The sequence below is a fragment of the Arthrobacter sp. TJ-58 genome (assembly GCF_058269295.1).
This window is the reverse complement of the sequence record NZ_JBZCNM010000001.1, coordinates 750,604-772,001: the sequence shown is the minus strand read 5'-3', so window position 1 is coordinate 772,001 and position 21,398 is coordinate 750,604. Positions and strand designations below refer to the sequence as shown.

The window sequence follows — 21,398 nt, the reverse complement described above, 5'->3', positions numbered from 1 at the left end:
AGTCTCCGGTCCGTGAGTCACCCCTGAAAGGCCGTAAGTGGAAATTCTGAAGATTATCCTGTTGGTTCTTCTTGCCATCACCAGCCTGCTGCTGACCATGCTGATTCTGCTCCACAAGGGACGCGGCGGCGGCATGTCGGACATGTTCGGCGGCGGCATGACCAGCAGCATGGGTTCATCCGGAGTTGCCGAGCGCAACCTGAACCGCTTCACCGTGGTCCTCGGACTGTCCTGGGGCCTGGTCATCATTGCCCTGGGCCTGATCCAGCGGTTCTCCGGCGAGGCCTGATTTCCGGCTGCACCGAAGGAAAGCAGACGCAGACGAGTCTGCCGGCTTAAACATCAAGGCCCCGGAGATCCGCAAGGATCCCGGGGCCTCTTTGTGTTCCCGGTCTGTCGGTTCCTAGTCGTTGGACGGGCCGGTGCCCTCCGGGTCCAGCAGACGATCGGGAAGCTGGGAAGCAGCGGCCTGGTCGATGAGCCAGCGGGTCTTGGTGCGTCCCCGGGCTCCGGCGGCGGGAACCTGGACAGAGCCCGCTCCGGCCAGGGCCAGGCCCACCGCGGCAGCCTTGTCTTCGCCGGCAACGGTCAGCCAGACCTCTTCGGCGGTGTTGATGGCTTCCATGGACAGGGACACGCGCTCGGGCGGCGGCTTGGGTGCATTGGTGACGGCCACCACGGTTTGGCCTTCGGTGCGGACACCGGCCATTTCAGGGAACAGGGACGCGATGTGGGCATCGGGACCCACCCCGAGCAGGAGCACATCGAATCGGGGGAGCCGGGGATCGACGGGCGTGAAACCCGGCGCAAGTTCCTCTGCAGCGGCGGCCTCGGCCAGCGCCAGCGTGTAGCCGGCCGCAGCGTCCGCAACCGTGGCAACCTCGTCGGACGCGGGCACCGGATGAATCCTGTCGGGATTGACGGGCAGCCGCGTCAACAGCGCCTCAGCGGCCTGGACGGCGTTGCGGTCGGCGTCTGCGGCAGGCAGGAACCGCTCATCGCCCCACCAGAAATTGACGCGGGACCAGTCAACGGCAACCCGCGCCGGGGCGGTGGCAACGGCGTCGAGCACGGCAATCCCCACGGTTCCTCCGGTGAGCACTACTGTTGCGGTTCCGCGGCGGCTCTGCACGTCCACCAACTTGGTGATGAGCCGGGCGGCGGTGGCTGCAGTCAGGGCAGAGACATCCGGATGGATGCTCACTCCGTTGGGAGAATGCCTCATGCGTTTACCCCTTTCTGCGACAGGCACGATGCCAGTCCTTGAGTCAGCACTTCGCCGTACACTTCGTCCGGGTCCAGGCGGCGCAGTTCCTCGGCCAGGCAATCGCGCAGGTTGCGGCGCGGCAGGGCAATCTGCTGCTCCGGCTGGCCGGGCTGGGTCAGATGCGCCGTGACCTGGTCCGGCCGGTGCAGCTCCACGTTGCCGCCGTCCCGTTCAAAAATCACTTCCCGGATCCCCGTGCCCGGTTCATCCTCGACCAGGGTCACCGGAACCTTCAGGGCGTGGTGGAGCCAGGCGGCAAGCAGGAAGGTGCTGGCCGAGTCTGAGGCTCCGGCCACCGTCACGGCACGGACAGGCTCGGAGTCGGCGCCCTCCAGTACGGCCGCCAGCTGGATCCGCCAATTGGTCAGGCGGGTCCAGCTCAGGTCGGTGTCACCGTCGGCATAGTCGCTGCCCAGGGACAGCAGGGCCTTCTTGGGATCATCTTCGGTGGCGGCGTCGGTGATCCGCCGGTGGGCAATACAGCCAAGGGGAGTGTGTGCGGGGTTTTCCGGCACCCCGTGGGGCCACCAGACAACTATGGGGGCATCCGGCAGCAGCAGTGCCGAGACGAGCGACACGCTTTCCCCGGCGAGTTCGCCGTGCCCGTAGAGGACCACCACTTCGGAAGCTCCGGCGTCGCCGCCCACGCGGATTTCGGCGTCGAGCCGCGTGTCATCCTCCGGTGAACCGTTGGCGAGGACAATGATCCGGCAGGGGTGTTCCCGGCTCGCCTCATTGGCTGCTGCAATGGCTTCCTCGACGAAACCGGGCTGGGTGTCCACGACGAGGGTCAGCACACGGCCCAGGGTGACCACGCCGCCCTTTTCCCGCATGGCCACGATTTCCTTGGACACCTTGGACGTTGTTGTGTCCGGCAGTTCTACAATCACGGCCTTCTCCAGGTCCTTCCGTCTTGGGCAAGCAGTTCATCGGCGGAGTCGGGACCCCAGCTGCCGGGGGCGTAGGGATCCGGCTGTCTGTCCAGGGATGCCCAGTACTCTTCGAACGGGTCCACGATCTTCCAGGACAGTTCGACTTCCTGATGCCGGGGGAACAGCGGAGGCTCTCCCAGCAGCACGTCCAGGATCAGCCGTTCATAGGCCTCGGGGCTGGATTCCGTGAAGGAGTGTCCGTAGCCGAAGTCCATGGACACGTCCCGGACCTCCATCTGGGTGCCCGGAACCTTGGAGCCGAAGCGGATGGTGGCGCCTTCATCGGGCTGCACGCGGATGACCACGGCGTTCTGGCCGAAGTCGTGGTCATTGTGGTCCCGGAAGAGCAGGTTCGGTGCGCGCTTGAAGACGACGGCGATCTCAGTGACCCGCCGTCCCAGCCGCTTTCCGGCCCGCAGATAGAACGGGACCCCGGCCCAGCGCCGCGTATTGATATCCAGGCGGATCGCGGCAAACGTTTCCGTGGTGGAGTCCGGGTTGAAGCCCTCTTCCTCCAGGAAGCCCGTGACCTTTTCCCCGCCCTGCCAGCCGCCGGTGTACTGTCCGCGGGCGGAGTGCCTGGACAGGTCTTTCGGCAGCCGGACCGCGGCCAGGACCTTTTCCTTTTCAGCACGCAGGTCATCGGCGTTGAAGGAGATGGGCTCCTCCATTGCCGTCAGCGCCAAAAGCTGCAGGAGGTGGTTCTGGATGACGTCGCGGGCAGCACCCACGCCGTCGTAGTATCCGGCGCGGCCGCCGATGCCGATGTCCTCGGCCATGGTGATCTGGACGTGGTCAACATAGTTGGCATTCCAGATCGGTTCAAAGAGCTGGTTGGCAAAGCGCAGCGCCAGGATGTTCTGGACTGTCTCCTTGCCGAGGTAATGGTCAATGCGGAATACGGAATCCGCGGGGAACACGGACTCCACCACGTCGTTGAGCTCGCGGGCGGACTGCAGGTCGTGGCCGAAGGGCTTTTCAATGACCACCCGGCGCCACTTGCCCTCCGACGGCGTGGCCAGGCCATGCTTGGAGAGCTGCTGGCAGACCTGTTCAAAGGACTTCGGCGGAACGGACAGATAGAACGCATGGTTGCCGCGGGTGCCGCGTTCGGTGTCCAGCTCCTCAAGGGTCTCCTTGAGGTGGGCGAATGCTTCGTCGCTGTCGAAGCCGCCTTCCACAAACCGGATCCCCTCGGCAAGCTGCTTCCAGACGTTTTCGTTGAAATCCGTGCGGGCGTGGGCCTGGACCGATTCCTTGACCTGGGCGGCGAATTCCTCTTTGCTCCACGGCCGGCGGCCAAAACCCACCAGCGAGAAGCTGGGCGGCAGCAGGCCGCGGTTGGCGAGGTCATAGACGGCGGGAATGAGCTTCTTCCGCGCAAGGTCCCCGGTGACGCCAAAGATCACCAGGGAGGACGGCCCGGCGATGCGGGAGAGCCTGCGGTCACGCGGGTCCCGCAGCGGGTTGGCCGGCAGCGCCTTCTCATCAGGCGCCATTTATGCGCGACCGCCTTCAGCGAGGCTCCGGACGGCGGCTTCGAGCTCCCGGACGCCCTGTTCCCGGTTCAGCAGGTTCAGGCGCAGCACGGGCCGGCCCTGGTCCGCCAGGACGGAGGCGTCACCGGCTGCCTGCGCGGTGATCAGTTCACCGAAGGAGAAGGGGCGGCCGGGGACGTCCTGGTCCTGCTGCGGAACACCGGTGATCTGAAGGTAGACGCCCTGGGCGGGGCCGCCCTTGTGGAACTGTCCGGTGGAGTGCAGGAAGCGCGGTCCCCAGCCGAAGGTGACCGGACGGCCGGTGGCCGCGGCCAGCTCCGGACGGATGCCGGCGAGCCCTGCCTGACGGTCCCGGTCCAGGTACGCCTGAATGCTCAGGTAGCCCTCGGATCCAAGCTGTTCCGTGAGGGCCGCCAGCGCTCCGGCCAGGGTATCAACGTTCTCCAGCATTTCGGACGGCCCGCGGACCTCCACCGAGCCGTCGGTGAAGGACGGATCGGTGGGTTCCGGACGTGCGTCCAGCATGCCGCGCGCGGCCTTCTTGGCCGCTTCCACGTCCGGCTGGTCGAAAGGATTGATGGCCAGCAGGCGGCCGGCCACGGCGGTGGCAATTTCCCAAAGCATCATGGAACCGCCCAGGGTGCCTGCCACCACCACCTGATCGCCCTCGGGAGCGGCCTCGGAGTCCACCGCTACGAGGCGTGCGGTCAGTACGTCCGCTGCACCGGAGGTGAGTTCGGGGGCGCCGGGTTCGACGACGACGGGCAGCAGTCCGGTGCCGAGCTTGCCGGTGGACTCGGCGATGAGCTGCTCGGCCCAATCGGGGAAGCCGACCAGTCCGGAGCCTTCGTCCACAATGACAACCTTGTTGCGCAGCGGGTCGGTACCGCCCAGGGCGGCACCGAGCTGCAGGCCGATGTTGTCCGCAGCGTTGTCGCTGAGGATTTCCAGGGCATCTTCGGCGTCGTCCAGCAGGGCTTCAATGTCAGCGCCGGCCAGGCCGGAGGGAACCAGCCCAAAAGCGGTAAGGGCGGAATAACGGCCGCCAACGTTCGGGTCGGCATTGAAGACGGCGCGGTAACCGGCTTCGCGGGCGGCACCGTCCAGGGGCGAACCCGGATCGGTGACGACGACGATGCGGGACTTGGCGTCAATCCCGGCGTCGGTAAAGGCCTGTTCAAAGACGCGGCGCTGGGAATCGGTTTCCACAGTGGAGCCGGACTTGGAGGAAACCACAATGACGGTCTCCTCCAGCCCGGTTGCCAGGGCGGCGCGGACGACGTCGGGGTCCGTGGAATCCAGGACCGTCAGGTCCACGCCTGCCGTGCGGGTGATGACCTCCGGGGCCAGGGAAGAACCGCCCATGCCGGCGAGGACCACGCGGGTCACTCCCTCGGCGGCCAGTTCTTCCCGAAGCCCGCGGATCTGTCCAACGAGCGGCCGGGAGGCCTGTGAAGGATCCAGCCATCCGAGCCGGATGGAAGCCTCCGCCTCTGCGTCGGGTCCCCACAGTGTGGGGTCCTGGGCGAGGAGGCGGGCGGCGACGTCGTCACGAACCAGTACGGGAACGTTCTTTTCGACGGCGGCCAGCGCAGCTCCGGCTGCTTCGAAGGACAGTGTGGTCATTGTTTTATGCCTCTTTTGCGGTTTCCAGTGCGGTGTTCACGGTCTCGAGGAGTTCTCCCCAGCTGACCACAAACTTGTCCAGGCCTTCAGTTTCGAGCTGCTCCACCACGTCGGTGTAGGAGATGCCGAGACCGTCCAGCGAATCCAGGACGGCACTGGACTCCTCGTAGGTGCCGGTGACGGTGTCGCCGGTGACCTCTCCGTGGTCCGCCGTGGCGTTCAGGGTCTTCTCCGGCATGGTGTTCACCGTGTGCGGTGCCACCAGGCCCGTGACGTAGAGGGTGTCCGGCAGGGCCGGGTCCTTCACGCCGGTGGAGGCCCAGAGCGGGCGCTGGGCGTTTGCTCCGGCTGCTGCCAGGACCTGCCAGCGCTCGGTGGCGAACTGCTCCTCGAAGACCTGGTACGCCAGGCGGGCGTTGGCCAGGCCGGCCTTGCCCTTCAGTGCCTTGGCCTCGTCGCTGCCAATGCCGTCCAGGCGCTTGTCGATCTCTGCATCCACGCGGGACACAAAGAAGGAGGCAACAGAGTGGATCTTGGACAGGTCATGTCCGTTTTCCCGAGCCTGTTCAATGCCGGCCATGTAGGCATTGATGACCTCGCGGTAGCGCTCAAGCGAGAAGATCAGGGTGACGTTGACGCTGATGCCCGCGGCCAGCGTGGCAGTGATGGCCGGCAGGCCTTCCCGGGTGGCCGGGATCTTGATCAGCACGTTGTAGCGGCCAACCTTGTCGAACAGCTCCTTGGCTTCCTTGATGGTGCCCTCGGTGTCGCGCGAGAGGCGCGGGTCAACCTCGATGGACACGCGGCCGTCCACGCCGTGCGTGGCTTCAGCCACGGGTGCGAAGACATCGCAGGCCTGGAGAACGTCATCGGTGGTGATTTCGAAGACGGCCTTGTCCACGTCGGCGCCGGAGCGGGCGAGCTGCTGCACCTGGGCGGCATAGGACTCGCCGTTGGCCAGGGCTGCGGCGAAGATGCTCGGGTTCGTGGTGACGCCAACGACGTTCTTGTTCTCGATCAGGTCCTTGAGGGATCCCGACACGATGCGTTCGCGGGACAGGTCGTCCAGCCAGATGGATACGCCGGCTTCGGAAAGCCGTGCGGTGGGTGTGGAAGTCATAAATTGTCTCCTTGTTGCTGGAATTACTTCTGGTCGCCTGTTTCGGTGGACTGCTCGCCCGACGGAGCGGCAGTGGTGCCCGACGGCGGGGTGTCCGTGCCGTTCGCTGCCGCGAGCGAATCGCGTGCGGCCTGGGCGACGGCGTCGGCGGTGATGCCGAACTCGCGGTAGAGGGTCTTGTAGTCCGCGGAGGCACCGAAGTGCTCAAGGGACACGCTGCGTCCGGCGTCTCCCACGAGTTCACGCCAGCCCTGGGCAATTCCGGCTTCCACCGAAACGCGGGCCTTAATGTCCTTGGGAATAACCGACTCGCGGTACTGCGCATCCTGCTTGTTGAACCACTCGATGCTGGGCATGGAAACCACGCGGGCCGCGATTCCCTCGGCTGCGAGGGCTTCACGGGCCTCGACGGCCAGCTGGACCTCTGAACCGGTGCCGATCAGGATGACGTCCGGGGTAACAACGGAGCCGTCGCGGACCGCTTCGGCCAGGACGTAACCGCCGCGGGACACGCCCTCGGCAGAGCCGAAGGACTCAGCGGTGGCGCCGCCGTCGCCGCGCTCATAGGTGGGAATGTTCTGGCGGGTCAGCACGATGCCGGCCGGGTTTTCCGTGTTTTCCAGGATGGTCTTCCAGGCCACGGCAACCTCGTTGGCGTCGCCGGGACGGACAACGTCCAGGCCCGGAATCGCACGCAGCGAGGCGAGCTGCTCCACCGGCTGGTGGGTGGGGCCGTCTTCGCCCAGCCCGATGGAGTCGTGGGTCCACACGTAGATGGAGGGAACGCCCATCAGGGCACCAAGCCGGATGGCCGGACGCTGGTAGTCGCTGAAGATCAGGAACGTACCGGAGAAGGCGCGGGTGTTGCTGTGCATCGTGATGCCGTTGACGATCGACGCCGCGGCGTGTTCACGGATACCGAAGTGCAGCACGCGGCCGTACGGGTTTCCGGACCAGGCGTTGGTCTGCTTGCCGGCCGGGATAAAGGACGGGGAGCCCTCGATGGTGGTGTTGTTGGACTCGGCGAGGTCCGCCGATCCGCCCCACAGTTCGGGCAGTACGGGGCCGATGGCGGAGAGCACCTTGCCGGAAGCGGCGCGGGTGGACATTTCCTTGCCTGCCTCGAACTCGGGCAGCGACTTTTCCCAGCCTTCGGGAAGGGTGCCGTTGCTGATGCGCTCCAGGAGGGCCGCGCCGTCGGCGTTTGCTTCCTTCCACGCGTCAAAGCCCTTGTTCCACTCGCTGTGCGCTTCGGCACCGCGGGAAACCACCTTGCGGGCGTGCTCCAGGACTTCGGGATCCACGTCGAAGGTCTTCGCCGGGTCAAAGCCCATAACTTCCTTCAGCGCGGCAAGTTCGTCCTTGCCCAGCGCTGAACCGTGGATCTTGCCGGTGTTCTTCTTGTTCGGCGCGGGCCAGCCGATGATGGTGCGCAGCGAAATGATGGACGGCTTGCTGGTTTCGGCCTTGGCTGCCATCAGCGCGTTGTACAGCTCGTGAACGTCCTCGACGTATTCGCCGGTCTTGGTCCAGTCCACGCGCTGGGTGTGCCAGCCGTAGGCTTCGTAGCGCTTCAGGACGTCTTCGGTGAAGGCGATGTCCGTGTCATCTTCGATGGAGATGTGGTTCTCGTCGTAAATGACCACGAGATTGCCCAGCTCCTGGTGGCCGGCCAGCGAGGAAGCCTCGCTGGTGACGCCTTCCTGGAGGTCGCCGTCGGACGCGATGACCCAGATGGTGTGATCGAACGGGCTCTCGCCCTGCGGTGCGTCGGCGTCCAGCAGGCCGCGCATGCGGCGCTGGGCGAAGGCGAAGCCCACGGAGGAGGCCAGGCCCTGGCCGAGCGGGCCGGTGGTGATTTCGACGCCGTCGGTGTGGCGGTACTCCGGGTGGCCCGGAGTCTTGGAACCCCACGTGCGCAGTGATTCAAGGTCTTCGAGTTCCAGTCCGTAACCGGAGAGGAAGAGCTGGATGTACAGCGTCAGGGAGGTGTGCCCGGGGGAGAGGACAAACCGGTCCCTTCCGGTCCACTGCGGATCCGACGGATCATGGCGCATCATCTTCTGGAACAGCAGATAAGCGGCCGGTGCCAGGCTCATCGCGGTGCCGGGATGTCCGTTGCCAACCTTCTCGACGGCGTCCGCAGCCAGAACACGGACGGTGTCCACTGCCTTGCGGTCCAGGTCTGTCCAGATCAGTTCTTGCTCTTCCATATGTGGCACGTTTACCGGGCCCCTCTCTACTACAGATGACCGGCGCGACTAGCGCCGGAGACTCTCGGTTGCACTGGTTTCCCCAGTTCAAACCGGTTCATTAACCACAACAACACCCCGATGAGGAGAATCCTTACCGGGAGCTGGCAAATTCTTTGTCCTGCACGGTCCCGGATGGTGCGCTCCGCCGCCAATATTGCAGCCGGAGGACGGGTCCGATCCAACCTTATCCCGTGAGCAAGGTCATTGGGCGTATCGTTTCCTGAACCGGGACTGTCCGCGCCAGGAACCGGACGCGCAGGCGGTGTTCAGGGTCCCCGGGGATGCGGCTGTGCAGGGCTTCGTTTTCTACAGCCGATAGAGGCTATGATGATGGTGGACTTTTCGGCCCAGATTGGATGATGTGATCGCCCCGTGACAACGCAGCAAGCCCCCGCCAACCTTCCGGTGCATACCGGCAAGATGACGGCAGGCCGTAAGCTCCGGGCCTATCTGGCGCTCACCAAGCCCAGGGTTATTGAACTGCTGCTGGTGACGACCCTGCCCACCATGATCTTTGCGGAGCGCGGCCTTCCCGGCCTGTGGCTCGTAGTGTTCACCATGGTCGGCGGAGCGCTGGCGGCTGGAAGTGCCGGCGCCTTCAACTGCTACATTGACCGCGACATGGACAAGCTGATGCAGCGGACCAAGAACCGTCCGCTGGTCACCGGCGAAGTTTCTCCCCGCGAGGCCCTCGTATTCGCCTGGGTGCTGGGCATCATTTCCATTGCCCTGCTCTGGTTTGGCGCCAATCCGCTCACCGGCCTCCTGGGCGTGGGCGCCATCCTGCTGTACGTGGTCTTCTACACGCTGATCCTCAAGCGCCGCACCACCCAGAACATCGTCTGGGGCGGCGCAGCCGGCTGCATGCCGGTCCTGATTGCCTGGGCCGCCGTCACCAACAAGGTTGAATGGCCCGCGATCATCCTCTTCATGATCATCTTCCTGTGGACGCCCCCGCACTACTGGCCGCTGTCCATGAAGTACGGCGAGGACTACCGCAACGCCTCCGTGCCGATGCTCGGTGCCGTCGCCGGGGCCAAGCTCGTTTCGGTCCAGGTTGTCCTCTACGCCTACGCCACCGTGGCATGCTCACTGCTGCTGATCCCCGTGGGCGGGGCCGGCTGGGTCTACACTCTGGCGGCCGCGCTGTCCGGCGTCTGGTTCCTGGTGGAGACCCACCGCCTGCACAGCCGGGCCCAGGGCGAGAACCTCACCGACAAGACGGCCATGAAGGTCTTCCACGGCTCCATCAGCTACCTGACCATCCTGTTCCTGGCACTGGCCGTGGATCCGTTTGTCGGTTCCGCGCTGTTGTAAGGGCTTTTCAACTGGCGGCAGGGGCTAGTCGACTGGCGAACTGCTGACCTCAAGCGAACTGCTGAACCAAAGAGAACTGCTAAACCAAAGGAAGGACCGGAGATTTCCTCCGGCCCTTTTCTTGTTTCCCGGCTGTTTGTTTCCCCGCCGACTGGCGGGTTACTGCCGTTTCCGGACGCCCATACCGGCTTGATGTCGACTCTCGACCGGGTTTTGTCGCCTGACCTCAACACTCGAATGCGCAGCCGGACCATGCACCTGCCCGGGGGTGTCTGCCCCCGAACCTCTGTCCCAGGCCGTGCCCCACGAACCTCTCTCTCGCGCCGTGCCCCGGGGCCGCCTGTCCGGTCCCAGCCCACCGAGTGACGAATTGATGCCGTTTCAGGACGCCTATTCCGGCACGATGTCGACTCTCGAACGGATTTTTGTGCCTGACCTCAACACTCAAATGCGCATCCGGACCAAGCACCTTCCCCGTGGGTGCCCCGGACAGCACAATGGGCCGGATTCGAAGGAATCCGGCCCATGACGGGTTGATCGTTGCTTCGGCTCTTGAGCCTCAGCGGCGGCGGGCGGCGCCGGTCCCGACCGGAGCTGCAACCGGGTCCTTGCCCGGAACCTGACGGGCAAGTCCGGTGAAGAGCACATGGGCGGCGGCGGCGGTGAGCAGTGAAGCGCCCAGCATGTGCAGGCCCACCAGCACCACCGGCAGGTGCATGAAGTGCTGCGTGTAGCCGATGACGGCCTGAAGCAGCACGACGGCGGTCAGCAGCAGCAGCGCATTCCGCATCCGGGTGTCGACGGCGGAATGCCGGTAGACCAGGTAGAGAGAAACGATCAGGGTGAAGACCAGCAGATACACCGGCACCACGTGCAGGCGGGTCACCAGGTCCGGGTCCAGCCCGTTGCGCGCCGCTCCGTGGTCACCGGCGTGCGGGCCGGAGCCGGTAACGATGACGCCGAGCAGAACGGAGAGTACGGACAGGACACCGAGCGCACCCAGCAGTGGACGCAGCGTGCGCGGAGCCAGCGGACCGTTGACGGAAGCCAGCTGCTGCGGGGACAGCCAGGCCCGGTTCACCAGCACGGTGGCCAGCACAATGAGGACCATCGAAACAATGAAGTGTCCGCCCACAATCCAGGGGTTCAGGCCGGTCCATACGGTGATGCCGCCGAGTACGGCCTGCGCCGGGATGCCGGCGAGCAGGGCAATGGAGAGCCTGAACAGGTCGCGGCGCTCCGCCCGGATCTTCCAGATGCTGAACACCATGGCAAATGCGATGGCGGCCAGGACGAAGGTCAGGGTCCGGTTGCCGAACTCGATGATCCCGTGGATGCCCATTTCCGCCGTCGTGGTCAGCGAATCCGGGGTACACAGGGGCCACTCGGGGCAGCCGAGTCCGGAGGCGGTCAGGCGCACGGCGCCGCCGGTGACGACGATGGCGATGTTGGCCGCCAGCGAGGCGACCGCGAAGGTGCGCACCATCTTGCTCACGGCGGGGGAGGAGTCCGCGGCAGTCGAGGCGGCGGGGCCGGGGGAGGTAGGTGACACGGGATTTAGCTCCATTTGAACCAGCGGACAGCGGCAAGGCCGCCCAGGATTGTCCACGCCAGCAGGATCAGCGTGGCGGGAATGTTGAACGCGGACTCGATCAGTGCCGAACGCATGGCTTCACCCAGGGCGGCCGACGGCAGGATCTCCACGAAGGGCTGCATGGTCCCGGGCAGGTTTCCGGCCGGGATGATGATACCGCCGACGGCTGCCAGCAGGATCCATGCAAGGTTGGTGACGGCGAGGGTTGCCTCGGGTCGGGCTGTTCCGGCTACGAGCAGGCCCAGGGCGGTAAAGGCCGCGGCTCCGATCAGCAGGGAGAGCAGTGCCAGCGGAATTCCGGACCAGGACGGCTCCCAGCCCAGGAACGCGGCAACAATGCTCACCACCACCACCTGGATGGCCAGGACGGCGACGACGGCGATCCCCTTGCCGGCAATGAGCCCGGCCTTACCCAGCGGCGTGGTGGACAGGAAGCGCAGGACGCCGTAGCGGCGGTCGAAGCCCGTGGCGATCCCCTGCCCGGTGAAGGCGGTGGACATGGCGCAGAGCGCCAGAATCCCCGGGGTGGCCATATTCACGCGTGATGTGCCGTAGCCGTCCAGGATGGGCGTTACCGACAGTGCAACCAGTGCCATCAGGGGCAGGAAGACGGCCAGGATCAGCTGCTCTCCGTTGCGGAGCATGGTGACAGCCTCGTAGCGTCCCTGATTCAGGATGCGTGAGGGCAGGGAAGCGGGGGCGCTCATCGGATTTCCCTTCCGGACAGGTCAAGGAAGACGTCTTCGAGGGTTCTCGAGGCCATATGGAGCGAGGAGGGAAGGATGTCCAGCCGTGCCCACCACGCGGAAAGTGCGGCAATGTCAGCGGGTGAGATCGGCCCGCGCAGGGTGTAGTGCCCGGCTGCGGATTCCGTCAGGCCCAGATGGGAGAGCCCGACGGCGGCGAGGTCCAGTCCGGGGACGGCGTCGAAAGTCAGCAGCCGCTGCTCGGCGAGCTCGCCGGTCTGGGCCGTCAGCTCGGCCACCGTGCCCTGCGCCACGGTCTTGCCGGCGTCGATGATGTACACGTAGTCCGCGAGCTTTTGCGCGTCGTCCATCAAATGGGTGGTCAGGATGATCCCCAGTCCGTCGGCGCGCAGCTCGGAGATCAGGTCAAAGACTATGTGCCGGGACTGCGGGTCCAGCCCGGCGCTGGGTTCATCCAGGAAAAGGACTTCCGGACGGCCGACAAGGGCGGCCGCCATGGCCAGGCGCTGTTTCTGGCCGCCGGAGAGCCGGCGGATGTTGGTGTTCGCGAAGCTGCCGATGCCGAGCCGGGCCACCAGCTCGTCCACGGGGCGGGGGTCCGCATACATGGAGGCAATGTGGCGCAGCAGCGGAACGGGGCGTGCCGACGGCGGCAGGCCGCCGTCTTGGAGCATGACGCCCACCCGGCTGCGCAGCTCGGCTCCGGCTCCGTAGGGGTTCTGCCCCAGCAGCAACACTTCGCCGCCGTTGATGGGTTGCAGGCCCTGGGCGCACTCCAGCGTGGTGGTCTTGCCGGCACCATTGGCTCCCAGCAGGGCAGTAACCGCGCCGCGGCGGGCGGAAAAATCCACACCGGCCAGAACTCGGATCATTTTGCCGTCGAGACCGGCTACCGGACCGCAGTCCTTTATCAGGCCCTTAATAGTCAGGCAGGGTTCATCGTTAGGCACCGTCATATTCTACGTTAGGTAGTACAGCAGGATGCACCCGCGCCGGACCCCCTTCGGCAGTGGGAAGCCTGACCTTAGTGGCGTGCGGGAACAGATTAGGTCATGCTTGTGTTGTGTATTCCATGAGTAACTCTGAGCCGAAGGCCGTGGCCAAACCGGCAGCAGCCCGCGAAGCGGAGGAACGTACCCGGGACCGCGTCCTGGGCGCGGTGCTTGAGCAGGGGCCGGTCAGTGCGGCAGAACTCGGTGAACAGCTGGGGTTTACTCCCGCAGCCGTCCGCCGGCACCTCGATGCGCTTTCCGCCAAAGGACTGATCGAAGTCAAGCGGGTGAGCAACCCGGCCTCCGGTGCCGGACGGCCCGCCCGCCGCTACGTCCTGAGCAAGCAGGGCCAGGCGTATCTGGGTAATGACTATCTGGACATCGCCACCGAGGCACTGCGTCAGCTCGGCCTCGCAGCGGGTCCGGAGGCCATTGAACGCTTCGCCGCGGACCGCTTTGACCGGATGGAAGAGCGCTACCGCCCGGCGGTCGAGGCCGCGGGTCCGGCCGTCCAGGACAAGGCGGAGGCGCTGGCGGCTGAGCTGACCAAGGACGGCTTTGTTGGCTCAACCACCATGATCGGCACGGCTAAGCAGCCCAGCACGCTGCTCAGCGTGCAGCTGTGCCAGGGACACTGCCCCATTCAGGGGCTTGCCAGTGCCTACACGGTCTTCTGCGACAAGGAAACCGAAGTTTTTGCCCGCCTGCTGGACGTGGACGTCCGTCGACTGTCCACGCTTTCGCGGGGAGGGCATGTTTGTACGACCCACATACCAGTGGGCCGCACCAGGAACGAGGCGCACGTCACCGTGCCTGCCGAAACCCATCAGTCCACATCCATTCATCAGCAAGAAAGGCCGTGATGACGGATCAAGCAACCCAGAAGTCAACGGCGCCCGCCGCGGTGCCGGATTCTGTGATCTCAGACATCCTGGAGAAGAACCCTGAACTCGAGGGCATCGGTACCTACGAATACGGATGGGCCGACTCCGACGTAGCGGGCTCCAACGCCCGCCGCGGGCTCAGCGAGGAAGTCGTCCGGGACATCTCGGCGAAAAAGAACGAACCCCAGTGGATGCTGGACCTTCGCCTCAAGGGGCTGAAGTACTTCGACCGCAAGCCCATGCCTACCTGGGGTGCAGACCTCTCCGGCATCGACTTCGACAACATCAAGTACTTTGTGCGCTCCACGGAGAAGCAGGCCAACACCTGGGAAGATCTCCCCGAGGACATCCGCAACACGTATGAGAAGCTCGGCATCCCGGAGGCCGAGCGCGGCCGCCTGGTGTCCGGCGTCGCGGCTCAGTACGAGTCCGAGGTTGTCTACCACCAGCTCCGCGAGGACCTGGAACGCCAGGGAGTCATCTTCCTGGACACTGACACCGCGCTGAAGGAACACCCGGAGATGTTCCAGGAGTACTTCGGCACGGTCATTCCGGTCGGCGACAACAAGTTCGGTTCGCTGAACACTGCCGTGTGGTCCGGCGGCTCCTTCGTGTACGTCCCCAAGGGCGTCCACGTGGAGATCCCGCTGCAGGCCTACTTCCGCATCAACACGGAGAACATGGGCCAGTTCGAGCGCACCCTGATCATTGCGGACGAGGATTCCTACGTCCACTACATCGAGGGCTGCACCGCACCGATCTACACCTCGGACTCGCTGCACTCCGCCGTCGTCGAAATCATCGTGAAGAAGGGCGCCCGCGTCCGCTACACGACCATCCAGAACTGGTCCAACAACGTGTACAACCTGGTGACCAAGCGCGCCATTGCACACGAAGGCGCCACCATGGAATGGATCGACGGCAACATCGGATCCAAGGTCACCATGAAGTACCCGGCTGTCTACCTGGTCGGCGAGCACGCCAAGGGCGAGACCCTGTCCATCGCCTTCGCCGGCGAAGGCCAGCACCAGGACACCGGATCCAAAATGGTCCACATTGCCCCGAACACCAAGAGCTCCATCATCTCCAAGTCCGTAGCCCGCGGCGGCGGCCGTGCTGCGTACCGCGGCCTGGTCCAGGTCCGCGAAGGCGCCAAGCACTCGGCCAACACCGTGCGCTGCGACGCCCTTCTGGTGGACACCATCTCCCGCTCGGACACGTATCCGTACGTGGACATCCGCGAAGATGACGTCACCATGGGCCACGAAGCCACTGTTTCCCGCGTCAGCGAGGAGCAGCTGTTCTACCTCATGTCCCGCGGCCTTCCCGAGGACGAGGCAATGGCCATGATCGTGCGCGGCTTCATTGAGCCGATTGCGCGTGAACTGCCGATGGAATACGCCCTTGAACTCAACCGCCTCATCGAACTCCAGATGGAAGGAGCCGTCGGTTAATGTCGAAGCTTAACGACGTCGTCGAAAACGTGACCGAAAAGGTCAGTAATGCAGTAGAGGAAGTCAAAGCCCGGATTGGCGCGCCCTCAGGGGACAGCCGCGTCCGGATTGACGGATTCACTGAAGAGGGAGAGAACCTCTCCCCGCTCAACGATTCATCCTCGGTTCTGGGCGGCGACAGCAACAAGTCCCACAGCCACGGTGCAGGGGCAGGAATTCCGGACAGCTCACGCGCCGGCCGCCTGACCTCCTACAACCGCGGCGACTTCGGCAAACTGACCGGACGCGAAGAAGATTGGCGGTTCACCCCGCTCAAGCGCCTGCGCGGCCTGCACACCGCCGAGCTCACCGGCACTTCACCGGAGGTGGCCGTGGTGGCCCCCGACGGCGTCGTGGTGGAGAACGTAGCCCGGACCGATGCCCGCATCGGTTCGGCCGGCATCCCCGAGGACCTGGTCGCAGCAGCCGCCTGGGAAGCCTTCACCGAAGCCACCGTTGTCACCATCCCGGCTGAAACCGTGGTGGACGGCAGCGTCACGCTGACCATGACCGGTGCCGGCAAGGATCCCGCCGCACAGCACATCGTGATCACCGCGGAGAAGTTCTCCAAGGCAGTGGTGGTCCTGGACCACAAGGGCTCGGCCACGCTGGCCCAGAACGTCGAAATCGTCCTCGAAGACGGTGCCGAACTCACCGTCGTGTCGGTCCAGGACTGGGACGACGACGCCGTGCATGCCACCGCGCAGTACGCCAAGATCGGCCGCGACGCGAAGTTCAAGCACGTGGTTGTCAGCCTCGGCGGAGACCTGGTGCGCATCACGCCGTCGTCCCGCTTCACCGCCACCGGCGGCGACGTCCAGATGTTCGGCCTGTACTACGCAGACGCCGGACAGCACCTGGAACAGCGCCTGTTCGTGGACCACGCCGTGCCCAACTGCAAGTCCCGTGTCATGTACAAGGGCGCCCTGCAGGGCCGCGACGCGCACACCGTCTGGGTTGGTGACGTCCTGATCCGCAAGGAGGCAGAAGGCACTGACACGTACGAGGTCAACCGCAACCTGCTGCTCACCGACGGCGGCCGCGCCGACTCCGTGCCGAACCTGGAAATCGAAACCGGACTGATCGAAGGCGCCGGCCATGCCAGCGCCACCGGCCGGTTCGACGACGAGCACCTGTTCTATCTGATGGCCCGCGGCATCCCCGAGGATGTTGCCCGCCGCCTGGTGGTCCGCGGGTTCCTCAACGAGATCATCCAGCAGATCAAGGTTCCGGCACTGGAAGAGCGGCTCACCGAGGCCGTCGAGCGCGAGCTCGCAGCAGTCGAGAGCTAGTACCGGTTCCCCGGAGGCCGGACCGGTTTCCGGGGAACCGGTGCTCCACCCACACTTTTTGAAGCTTAAATACGCACCAGAGCGTGCAAAGGAGAAAGCGTAACTCGTATGTCTACTCTTGAGATCAAGGATCTTCACGTCAGCATTTTGACCGAGCAGGACGTCAAAAAGCAGATCCTGAAGGGCGTCAGCCTGACCATCAACACCGGTGAGACGCACGCCATCATGGGCCCCAACGGTTCCGGCAAGTCCACCCTGGCTTCCACCATCGCCGGGCACCCCCGCTACATCGTGGACAGCGGCTCCATCACCCTCGACGGCGAAGACGTCCTGTCGATGAGCGTCGACCAGCGCGCCCGCGCCGGCCTGTTCCTGGCCATGCAGTACCCGGTGGAGGTTCCCGGTGTCACCATGACCAACTTCCTGCGCACCGCCAAGACTGCGCTCGACGGCGAAGCCCCCTCCCTGCGCCACTGGACCAAGGACGTCAAGGCGGCCATGAGCCAGCTGCGCATCGACGCCGACTTTGCCTCGCGCAACGTCAACGAGGGCTTCTCCGGCGGCGAGAAGAAGCGCGTGGAGATCCTCCAGCTGGAGCTCTTCCGCCCGAAGTTCGCCATCCTGGACGAGACCGACTCCGGCCTGGACGTTGACGCGCTGAAGGTTGTCTCCGAAGGCGTCAACCGCGAGCACTCCAAGGGCGAAATGGGCACCCTGCTCATCACGCACTACACTCGCATCCTGCGCTACATCAAGCCGGACTTCGTACACGTGTTCGTTGACGGCCGGATCGCCGAGCAGGGCGGCCCCGAGCTGGCCGACCGCCTGGAAGAAGAAGGCTACGACCGCTTCACCGGTGCCAACGCCACGGCAGCCACCGCAACCGCCAACGCCCTGAAGGCCTAGGCACCACCCTGACCGATACAACTGCACAGGAGCAGATGATGAGTGAGCCCAACCTGGCCCAGACGTCCCTCGAGGACGTTGAAGAGGCCTTGAAGGACGTCATCGACCCCGAACTGGGCGTGAACGTGGTTGACCTCGGCCTGCTCTACGGGCTGCGGTACGCCGAAGACGGCGCGCTGCTGATCGACATGACGCTGACCACCGCGGCCTGCCCGCTCACCGATGTCATCGAGGAGCAGGTTGGACAGGCACTGGACGGCATTGTGGACGACTGGCGGCTGAGCTGGGTCTGGATGCCGCCGTGGGGTCCGGAAAAGATCACTGACGACGGCCGCGACCAGATGCGCGCGCTGGGCTTCAATATCTAGGGCAGTATGCATAAACGCAGGCAGGGCCGCTTCCCCGGCAACGGGGGAGCGGCCCTGCCTGCGTGTCGGGTGCTTTTCTGTGCCCCGGCAGGCAGGCCCGGTGTTACCGTCTCACCCATGGAAGATCTCCACTTTCACGATGACTACCTGGCCGCCTGGAACAACGCCATGGCCGCCGGAGACAGCGCCCCCATTGAGGCGTTCCTGGCTCCGGACTATCACGGCTGGCTGGGGCAGGAGGCAGCCGCGGCCGAGCCCTTCGACGGACCGGCGGCCCGGCAGGGTTTCCGGGAAGCCGTCACCGGCATGCGCGGAAGCACCGTGCATGCCGGCTCCCGGACGGTGGCCCTGCGGGGGTCGGACGAGGCGGTGGTCTGTTACGAGATGACCTACCAAACCTGCGGACGCGTCAGCGCGCGTGCCCTGCTGATGGAATCCTGGCGGAGAGAGGGTTCGGGCTGGGTGCTCTGCCGGGACTTCACCGAGGTCAACGTCGGCGAGCCGGCAGCGCAGCAGTGACTGTGCTGTCCCGTTCAGGAATCTGGTATCTGTTCGACTACGGCAAAGTTGTTTCCACGGAACCAAAGCCGGCCGACTGGGCTGCACTGGAGCGGGAAACCGGGTTGCAGCTGGCACCGGCGTCGAGTCCTTACTGGAGGCACCGGGAGGATTTTGACGCCGGAATCTCCACGCCCGCCGAATACTGGGCCCGGGTGCTGGGACGGTCCTCCGTGGATGCAGAAAAGGTCCGGGTCTTGGAGGACCTGGACGCCGCCCAGTGGTCGCACCTGAACCCGAAGACTATGCAGATCCTGGAAACCCTTGAGCGTGAAGGCGCCCGGCTGGCGCTGCTCTCCAATATGCCGGTCGGGATGTCGGAGCGCTATGTCCGGGACGCTCCCTGGGCCGCGTACTTCGCCAGGATGTTCTTCAGCGGACAGCTGGGCATGATCAAGCCGGACGCCCGCATATTTGAACACGTCCTGAACGAGTTGGCTGCTGCGCCCGGGGACGCCGTTTTCATAGACGACAACCTGCCAAACATTGAGGCAGCCCGGTCCCTGGGTTTGCACACGGTGCATTTCGGCCCGGAAACGGATCTGGAACGGGAGCTGGCGAAATGACTAGGACGGCTTATCGACCAGCAGCGTGACGCTGTGGCCGGCTGCCCGCAGAGCGGCAGCTGCAGCCGCAGCATCCCGTACCAAAAAGTAGTCGGTGTCCACCGTTGCCACTACGAATACGCTGAGGCCGGCGGCTGCCAGCGGCGACGCCACTGAGGCGGCAATCCCGGGGATATCCAGGGAAAACTGCTGGTCAATGCCCAGGCAGTCCCACTCGCCGTCGACTTTGACCTCCGCGGGGACGGCCTGCCGGGGCACGATGAGGGAGAGTTCGCTTCGCGTTCGGGTGATGGAAGAGAAGCTGACGATGCCCGTGGACCATGACGGCAGCTCCTCCCGCGCATCCAGCTGGACCATCACATAGCGGTCCGGCAATTGACGCAAACGCAGTTCTTTCACAGCTGGCCATCTTCCGGTCGCAAAGCCGAAGGCTTTCTCGGGCTAGGGGTTGTCCAGGTCCGCAGAGCTGAAGGTGTCGCAGCCGCTGATGCTGCCGCCGTCGTAGCCCTGCATGAACCAGGCCTGCCGCTGGTCGCCGGAGCCGTGGGTCCAGCTTTCAGGATTGACCTGGCCGGTGGCCATGGACTGGATCCGGTCATCGCCTATGGCAGACGCTGCGGACAGGGCATCCTTCACATCCGCCGCCGTCAGCTCCGCCATGAAGGGCTCGGTGCTGCCGGGAGCCGGGACGGAGGCGGCATTGCCCGCCCAAAGACCGGCATAGCAGTCCGCCTGGAGTTCGGTGCGGACCGCAGCCGAATCGGCTCCCTGGGGATCGGAGGCCGAGGCGCCGAGCACACCGGTGAGGTTCTGGATATGGTGGCCGAATTCATGGGCCACCACATATTCCTGGGCGAGCGGGCCGCCGGAGGCACCGTACTGGGCCACCAGCTCGTCAAAGAACGCCGTGTCGTAGTACGTCTGCTCGTCCGCGGGGCAGTAGAAGGGGCCCACCGCACTGGTGGCCGCTCCACAGCCGGTGTCGGTGCGTCCGCTGAAGAGTGCAACACCCGGTTCCGTGTAGGTCAGCCCCTCTGCGGCCAGTGCCGGCTCCCAGAAGCTGTCCAGGCTTTCAGCGGTGCCAACAATCCGGCAGTCCAGGCGCTCATTCGCATCAGCGCCGTCCAGGCAGCCGGAGATGCTCTCCGAGTAGCCCGAACCGGTTCCGGCGGGGTTCCCGCCGTCGCTCAGGCCAAGGCCGTCCACCACATCCGATCCGAAGATCAGCGACAGGATGAGGATCAGTCCGCCGCCGAGCCCGCCGCCCACGGCGATACCTTTGCCTTTACCCCGCCGGTCACTGACGCGGGAGGAATCCAGGCGTGCATTTTCGTTAAAACTCATGCCCCAATTATCCCCGACGGTCAGTGTGCTTCTGTTCGGGCGGTTCCGCGCCGCCCGAGGCCTCTCCGATGCCGCGGGCCGCCAGGGCTTCGCCGGTTTGCTGTGCGTAGGCAACTGCCCGGATCACCACCGGAACGGTAAGTGCCCGGGGATTGCGTTCCAGGCCCCGCGCCATGGCAGAGTGCCGCACATCCTGCGCCGAGCCGAGCAGGAACGGGATACTGCGCATCATCAGGGCAAGGGTCAACCCAAACCGTTCCGGATCCGCCCCAAGGAACCGGAACGGCACCGCCAAGATCACCAGCCCGTCCAACAGCTCCTGCACAGGCGTGGTGAGCGTCAAAAGCCGGGCTGCGGCAACGCAGAGAACAATGTTGCCGATCACGAGCACCGCGGCGGCCGGCCCGTTGGACCAAACCTGGAAAGCACCCAGCAGGAGCAGGACGGGCCACATCAGCTTCAGGGGGCGCCAGGATTCGGAGAGCAGGCGCGCCGCGGCGTACGCAAGCACCACCAGGATCAGGCATCCGCCGAGGACGGGCAGGGAGCGCAGGGCCAGGACGGCCAGGGACAGCACGACGACGGCGGCAGCCTTCAGTCCCAGCGGCGCCCGGTGGACGGGGGAGTGCCCCGGCCGATAGGCGCCGAGCAGGTGCGCGGACCCCCTCATCGCCACCT

At 65.2% G+C, this 21,398-nt stretch carries 21 protein-coding genes; 9 read left to right on the top strand and 12 right to left on the bottom strand.

Annotated elements, in window-relative coordinates; genetic code table 11:
* Positions 1-37: 37 nt before the first annotated feature.
* Entirely contained in the window at positions 38-289 is a 252-nt protein-coding gene (secG, locus tag AC4D2W_RS03585) for a preprotein translocase subunit SecG (RefSeq protein WP_490925525.1), read from the top strand.
* Between the two features lie 114 nt (positions 290-403).
* On the opposite strand, the gene pgl is transcribed toward secG, so the two are convergent.
* From pgl to tkt, 6 genes are read right to left on the bottom strand one after another with little or no spacing between them, the layout of a single operon-like run.
* Complete coding sequence (pgl, locus tag AC4D2W_RS03580; RefSeq protein ID WP_490925524.1) at positions 404-1,225, bottom strand: 6-phosphogluconolactonase; 822 nt, start codon at positions 1,223-1,225, stop codon at positions 404-406.
* Positions 1,222-2,157, bottom strand: coding sequence for a glucose-6-phosphate dehydrogenase assembly protein OpcA (locus AC4D2W_RS03575; protein ID WP_490925523.1), 936 nt, complete (start codon positions 2,155-2,157; stop codon positions 1,222-1,224). Before AC4D2W_RS03575 ends, pgl begins: the two co-directional genes overlap by 4 nt.
* Entirely contained in the window at positions 2,154-3,698 is a 1,545-nt protein-coding gene (zwf, locus tag AC4D2W_RS03570) for a glucose-6-phosphate dehydrogenase (RefSeq protein WP_490925522.1), read from the bottom strand. Before zwf ends, AC4D2W_RS03575 begins: the two co-directional genes overlap by 4 nt.
* Positions 3,699-5,324 carry a phosphoglucose isomerase-related protein gene (locus tag AC4D2W_RS03565; RefSeq protein WP_490925521.1) on the bottom strand — a complete coding sequence of 542 codons (1,626 nt, stop codon included), beginning with the start codon at positions 5,322-5,324 and terminating at the stop codon, positions 3,699-3,701.
* A 4-nt stretch (positions 5,325-5,328) separates the two neighbouring features.
* Positions 5,329-6,444: a transaldolase gene (gene tal / locus AC4D2W_RS03560; protein ID WP_490925520.1), complete on the bottom strand. Its 1,116-nt coding sequence runs from the start codon at positions 6,442-6,444 to the stop codon at positions 5,329-5,331.
* A 23-nt stretch (positions 6,445-6,467) separates the two neighbouring features.
* Positions 6,468-8,657 carry a transketolase gene (gene tkt, locus AC4D2W_RS03555; RefSeq protein WP_490925519.1) on the bottom strand — a complete coding sequence of 730 codons (2,190 nt, stop codon included), beginning with the start codon at positions 8,655-8,657 and terminating at the stop codon, positions 6,468-6,470.
* Positions 8,658-9,119: 462 nt separating this feature from the next.
* On the opposite strand from tkt, the gene AC4D2W_RS03550 reads away from it, so the two are divergent.
* The gene (locus AC4D2W_RS03550) at positions 9,120-10,016 is read left to right on the top strand and encodes a heme o synthase (RefSeq protein WP_490926011.1); all 897 of its coding nucleotides are present in this window, start codon (positions 9,120-9,122) and stop codon (positions 10,014-10,016) included.
* Between the two features lie 559 nt (positions 10,017-10,575).
* Here AC4D2W_RS03550 and AC4D2W_RS03545 read toward each other — a convergent pair.
* The 3 genes from AC4D2W_RS03545 to AC4D2W_RS03535 form a co-directional block, all read right to left on the bottom strand.
* Positions 10,576-11,502 carry a COX15/CtaA family protein gene (locus AC4D2W_RS03545; protein WP_490926010.1) on the bottom strand — a complete coding sequence of 309 codons (927 nt, stop codon included), beginning with the start codon at positions 11,500-11,502 and terminating at the stop codon, positions 10,576-10,578.
* A 71-nt stretch (positions 11,503-11,573) separates the two neighbouring features.
* On the bottom strand, positions 11,574-12,317 hold the full coding sequence (locus AC4D2W_RS03540) for an ABC transporter permease (protein WP_490925518.1): 744 nt from the start codon (positions 12,315-12,317) through the stop codon (positions 11,574-11,576).
* The gene (locus tag AC4D2W_RS03535) at positions 12,314-13,273 is read right to left on the bottom strand and encodes an ABC transporter ATP-binding protein (protein WP_490925517.1); all 960 of its coding nucleotides are present in this window, start codon (positions 13,271-13,273) and stop codon (positions 12,314-12,316) included. Before AC4D2W_RS03535 ends, AC4D2W_RS03540 begins: the two co-directional genes overlap by 4 nt.
* A 116-nt stretch (positions 13,274-13,389) precedes the next feature.
* Between AC4D2W_RS03535 and AC4D2W_RS03530 the strand changes: the two genes are divergently transcribed.
* From AC4D2W_RS03530 to AC4D2W_RS03500, 7 genes are all read left to right on the top strand, one after another.
* Positions 13,390-14,172, top strand: a complete 783-nt coding sequence (locus AC4D2W_RS03530) for a helix-turn-helix transcriptional regulator (protein WP_490925516.1) — start codon at positions 13,390-13,392, stop codon at positions 14,170-14,172.
* Positions 14,172-15,647, top strand: coding sequence for a Fe-S cluster assembly protein SufB (sufB, locus tag AC4D2W_RS03525; RefSeq protein ID WP_104054204.1), 1,476 nt, complete (start codon positions 14,172-14,174; stop codon positions 15,645-15,647). Before AC4D2W_RS03530 ends, sufB begins: the two co-directional genes overlap by 1 nt.
* Entirely contained in the window at positions 15,647-16,978 is a 1,332-nt protein-coding gene (sufD, locus tag AC4D2W_RS03520) for a Fe-S cluster assembly protein SufD (RefSeq protein ID WP_490925515.1), read from the top strand. Before sufB ends, sufD begins: the two co-directional genes overlap by 1 nt.
* A 108-nt stretch (positions 16,979-17,086) precedes the next feature.
* Complete coding sequence (gene sufC, locus AC4D2W_RS03515) at positions 17,087-17,884, top strand: Fe-S cluster assembly ATPase SufC (RefSeq protein ID WP_227889847.1); 798 nt, start codon at positions 17,087-17,089, stop codon at positions 17,882-17,884.
* 38 nt (positions 17,885-17,922) lie between these two features.
* The gene (locus AC4D2W_RS03510; protein ID WP_400929099.1) at positions 17,923-18,252 is read left to right on the top strand and encodes a metal-sulfur cluster assembly factor; all 330 of its coding nucleotides are present in this window, start codon (positions 17,923-17,925) and stop codon (positions 18,250-18,252) included.
* Between the two features lie 117 nt (positions 18,253-18,369).
* Entirely contained in the window at positions 18,370-18,771 is a 402-nt protein-coding gene (locus AC4D2W_RS03505; RefSeq protein ID WP_490925514.1) for a nuclear transport factor 2 family protein, read from the top strand.
* Positions 18,768-19,376 (top strand): HAD family hydrolase, encoded by a 609-nt coding sequence (locus AC4D2W_RS03500; protein ID WP_490925513.1) that lies wholly within the window; start codon positions 18,768-18,770, stop codon positions 19,374-19,376. The genes AC4D2W_RS03505 and AC4D2W_RS03500 overlap by 4 nt, the downstream gene beginning before the upstream one ends.
* Here the strand turns inward: AC4D2W_RS03500 and AC4D2W_RS03495 are convergent, their stop codons facing one another.
* Genes AC4D2W_RS03495 through AC4D2W_RS03485 form a run of 3 tightly spaced genes read right to left on the bottom strand, consistent with a single transcriptional unit; the run spans position 19,377 to position 21,390 of the window.
* Entirely contained in the window at positions 19,377-19,775 is a 399-nt protein-coding gene (locus AC4D2W_RS03495; protein ID WP_490925512.1) for an ACT domain-containing protein, read from the bottom strand. It lies immediately after the preceding gene.
* 42 nt (positions 19,776-19,817) lie between these two features.
* Positions 19,818-20,720, bottom strand: coding sequence for a KPN_02809 family neutral zinc metallopeptidase (gene ypfJ, locus AC4D2W_RS03490; protein WP_490925511.1), 903 nt, complete (start codon positions 20,718-20,720; stop codon positions 19,818-19,820).
* A 7-nt stretch (positions 20,721-20,727) separates the two neighbouring features.
* Complete coding sequence (locus tag AC4D2W_RS03485) at positions 20,728-21,390, bottom strand: energy-coupling factor transporter transmembrane component T family protein (RefSeq protein WP_490925510.1); 663 nt, start codon at positions 21,388-21,390, stop codon at positions 20,728-20,730.
* Between the last annotated feature and the right edge of the window lie 8 nt (positions 21,391-21,398).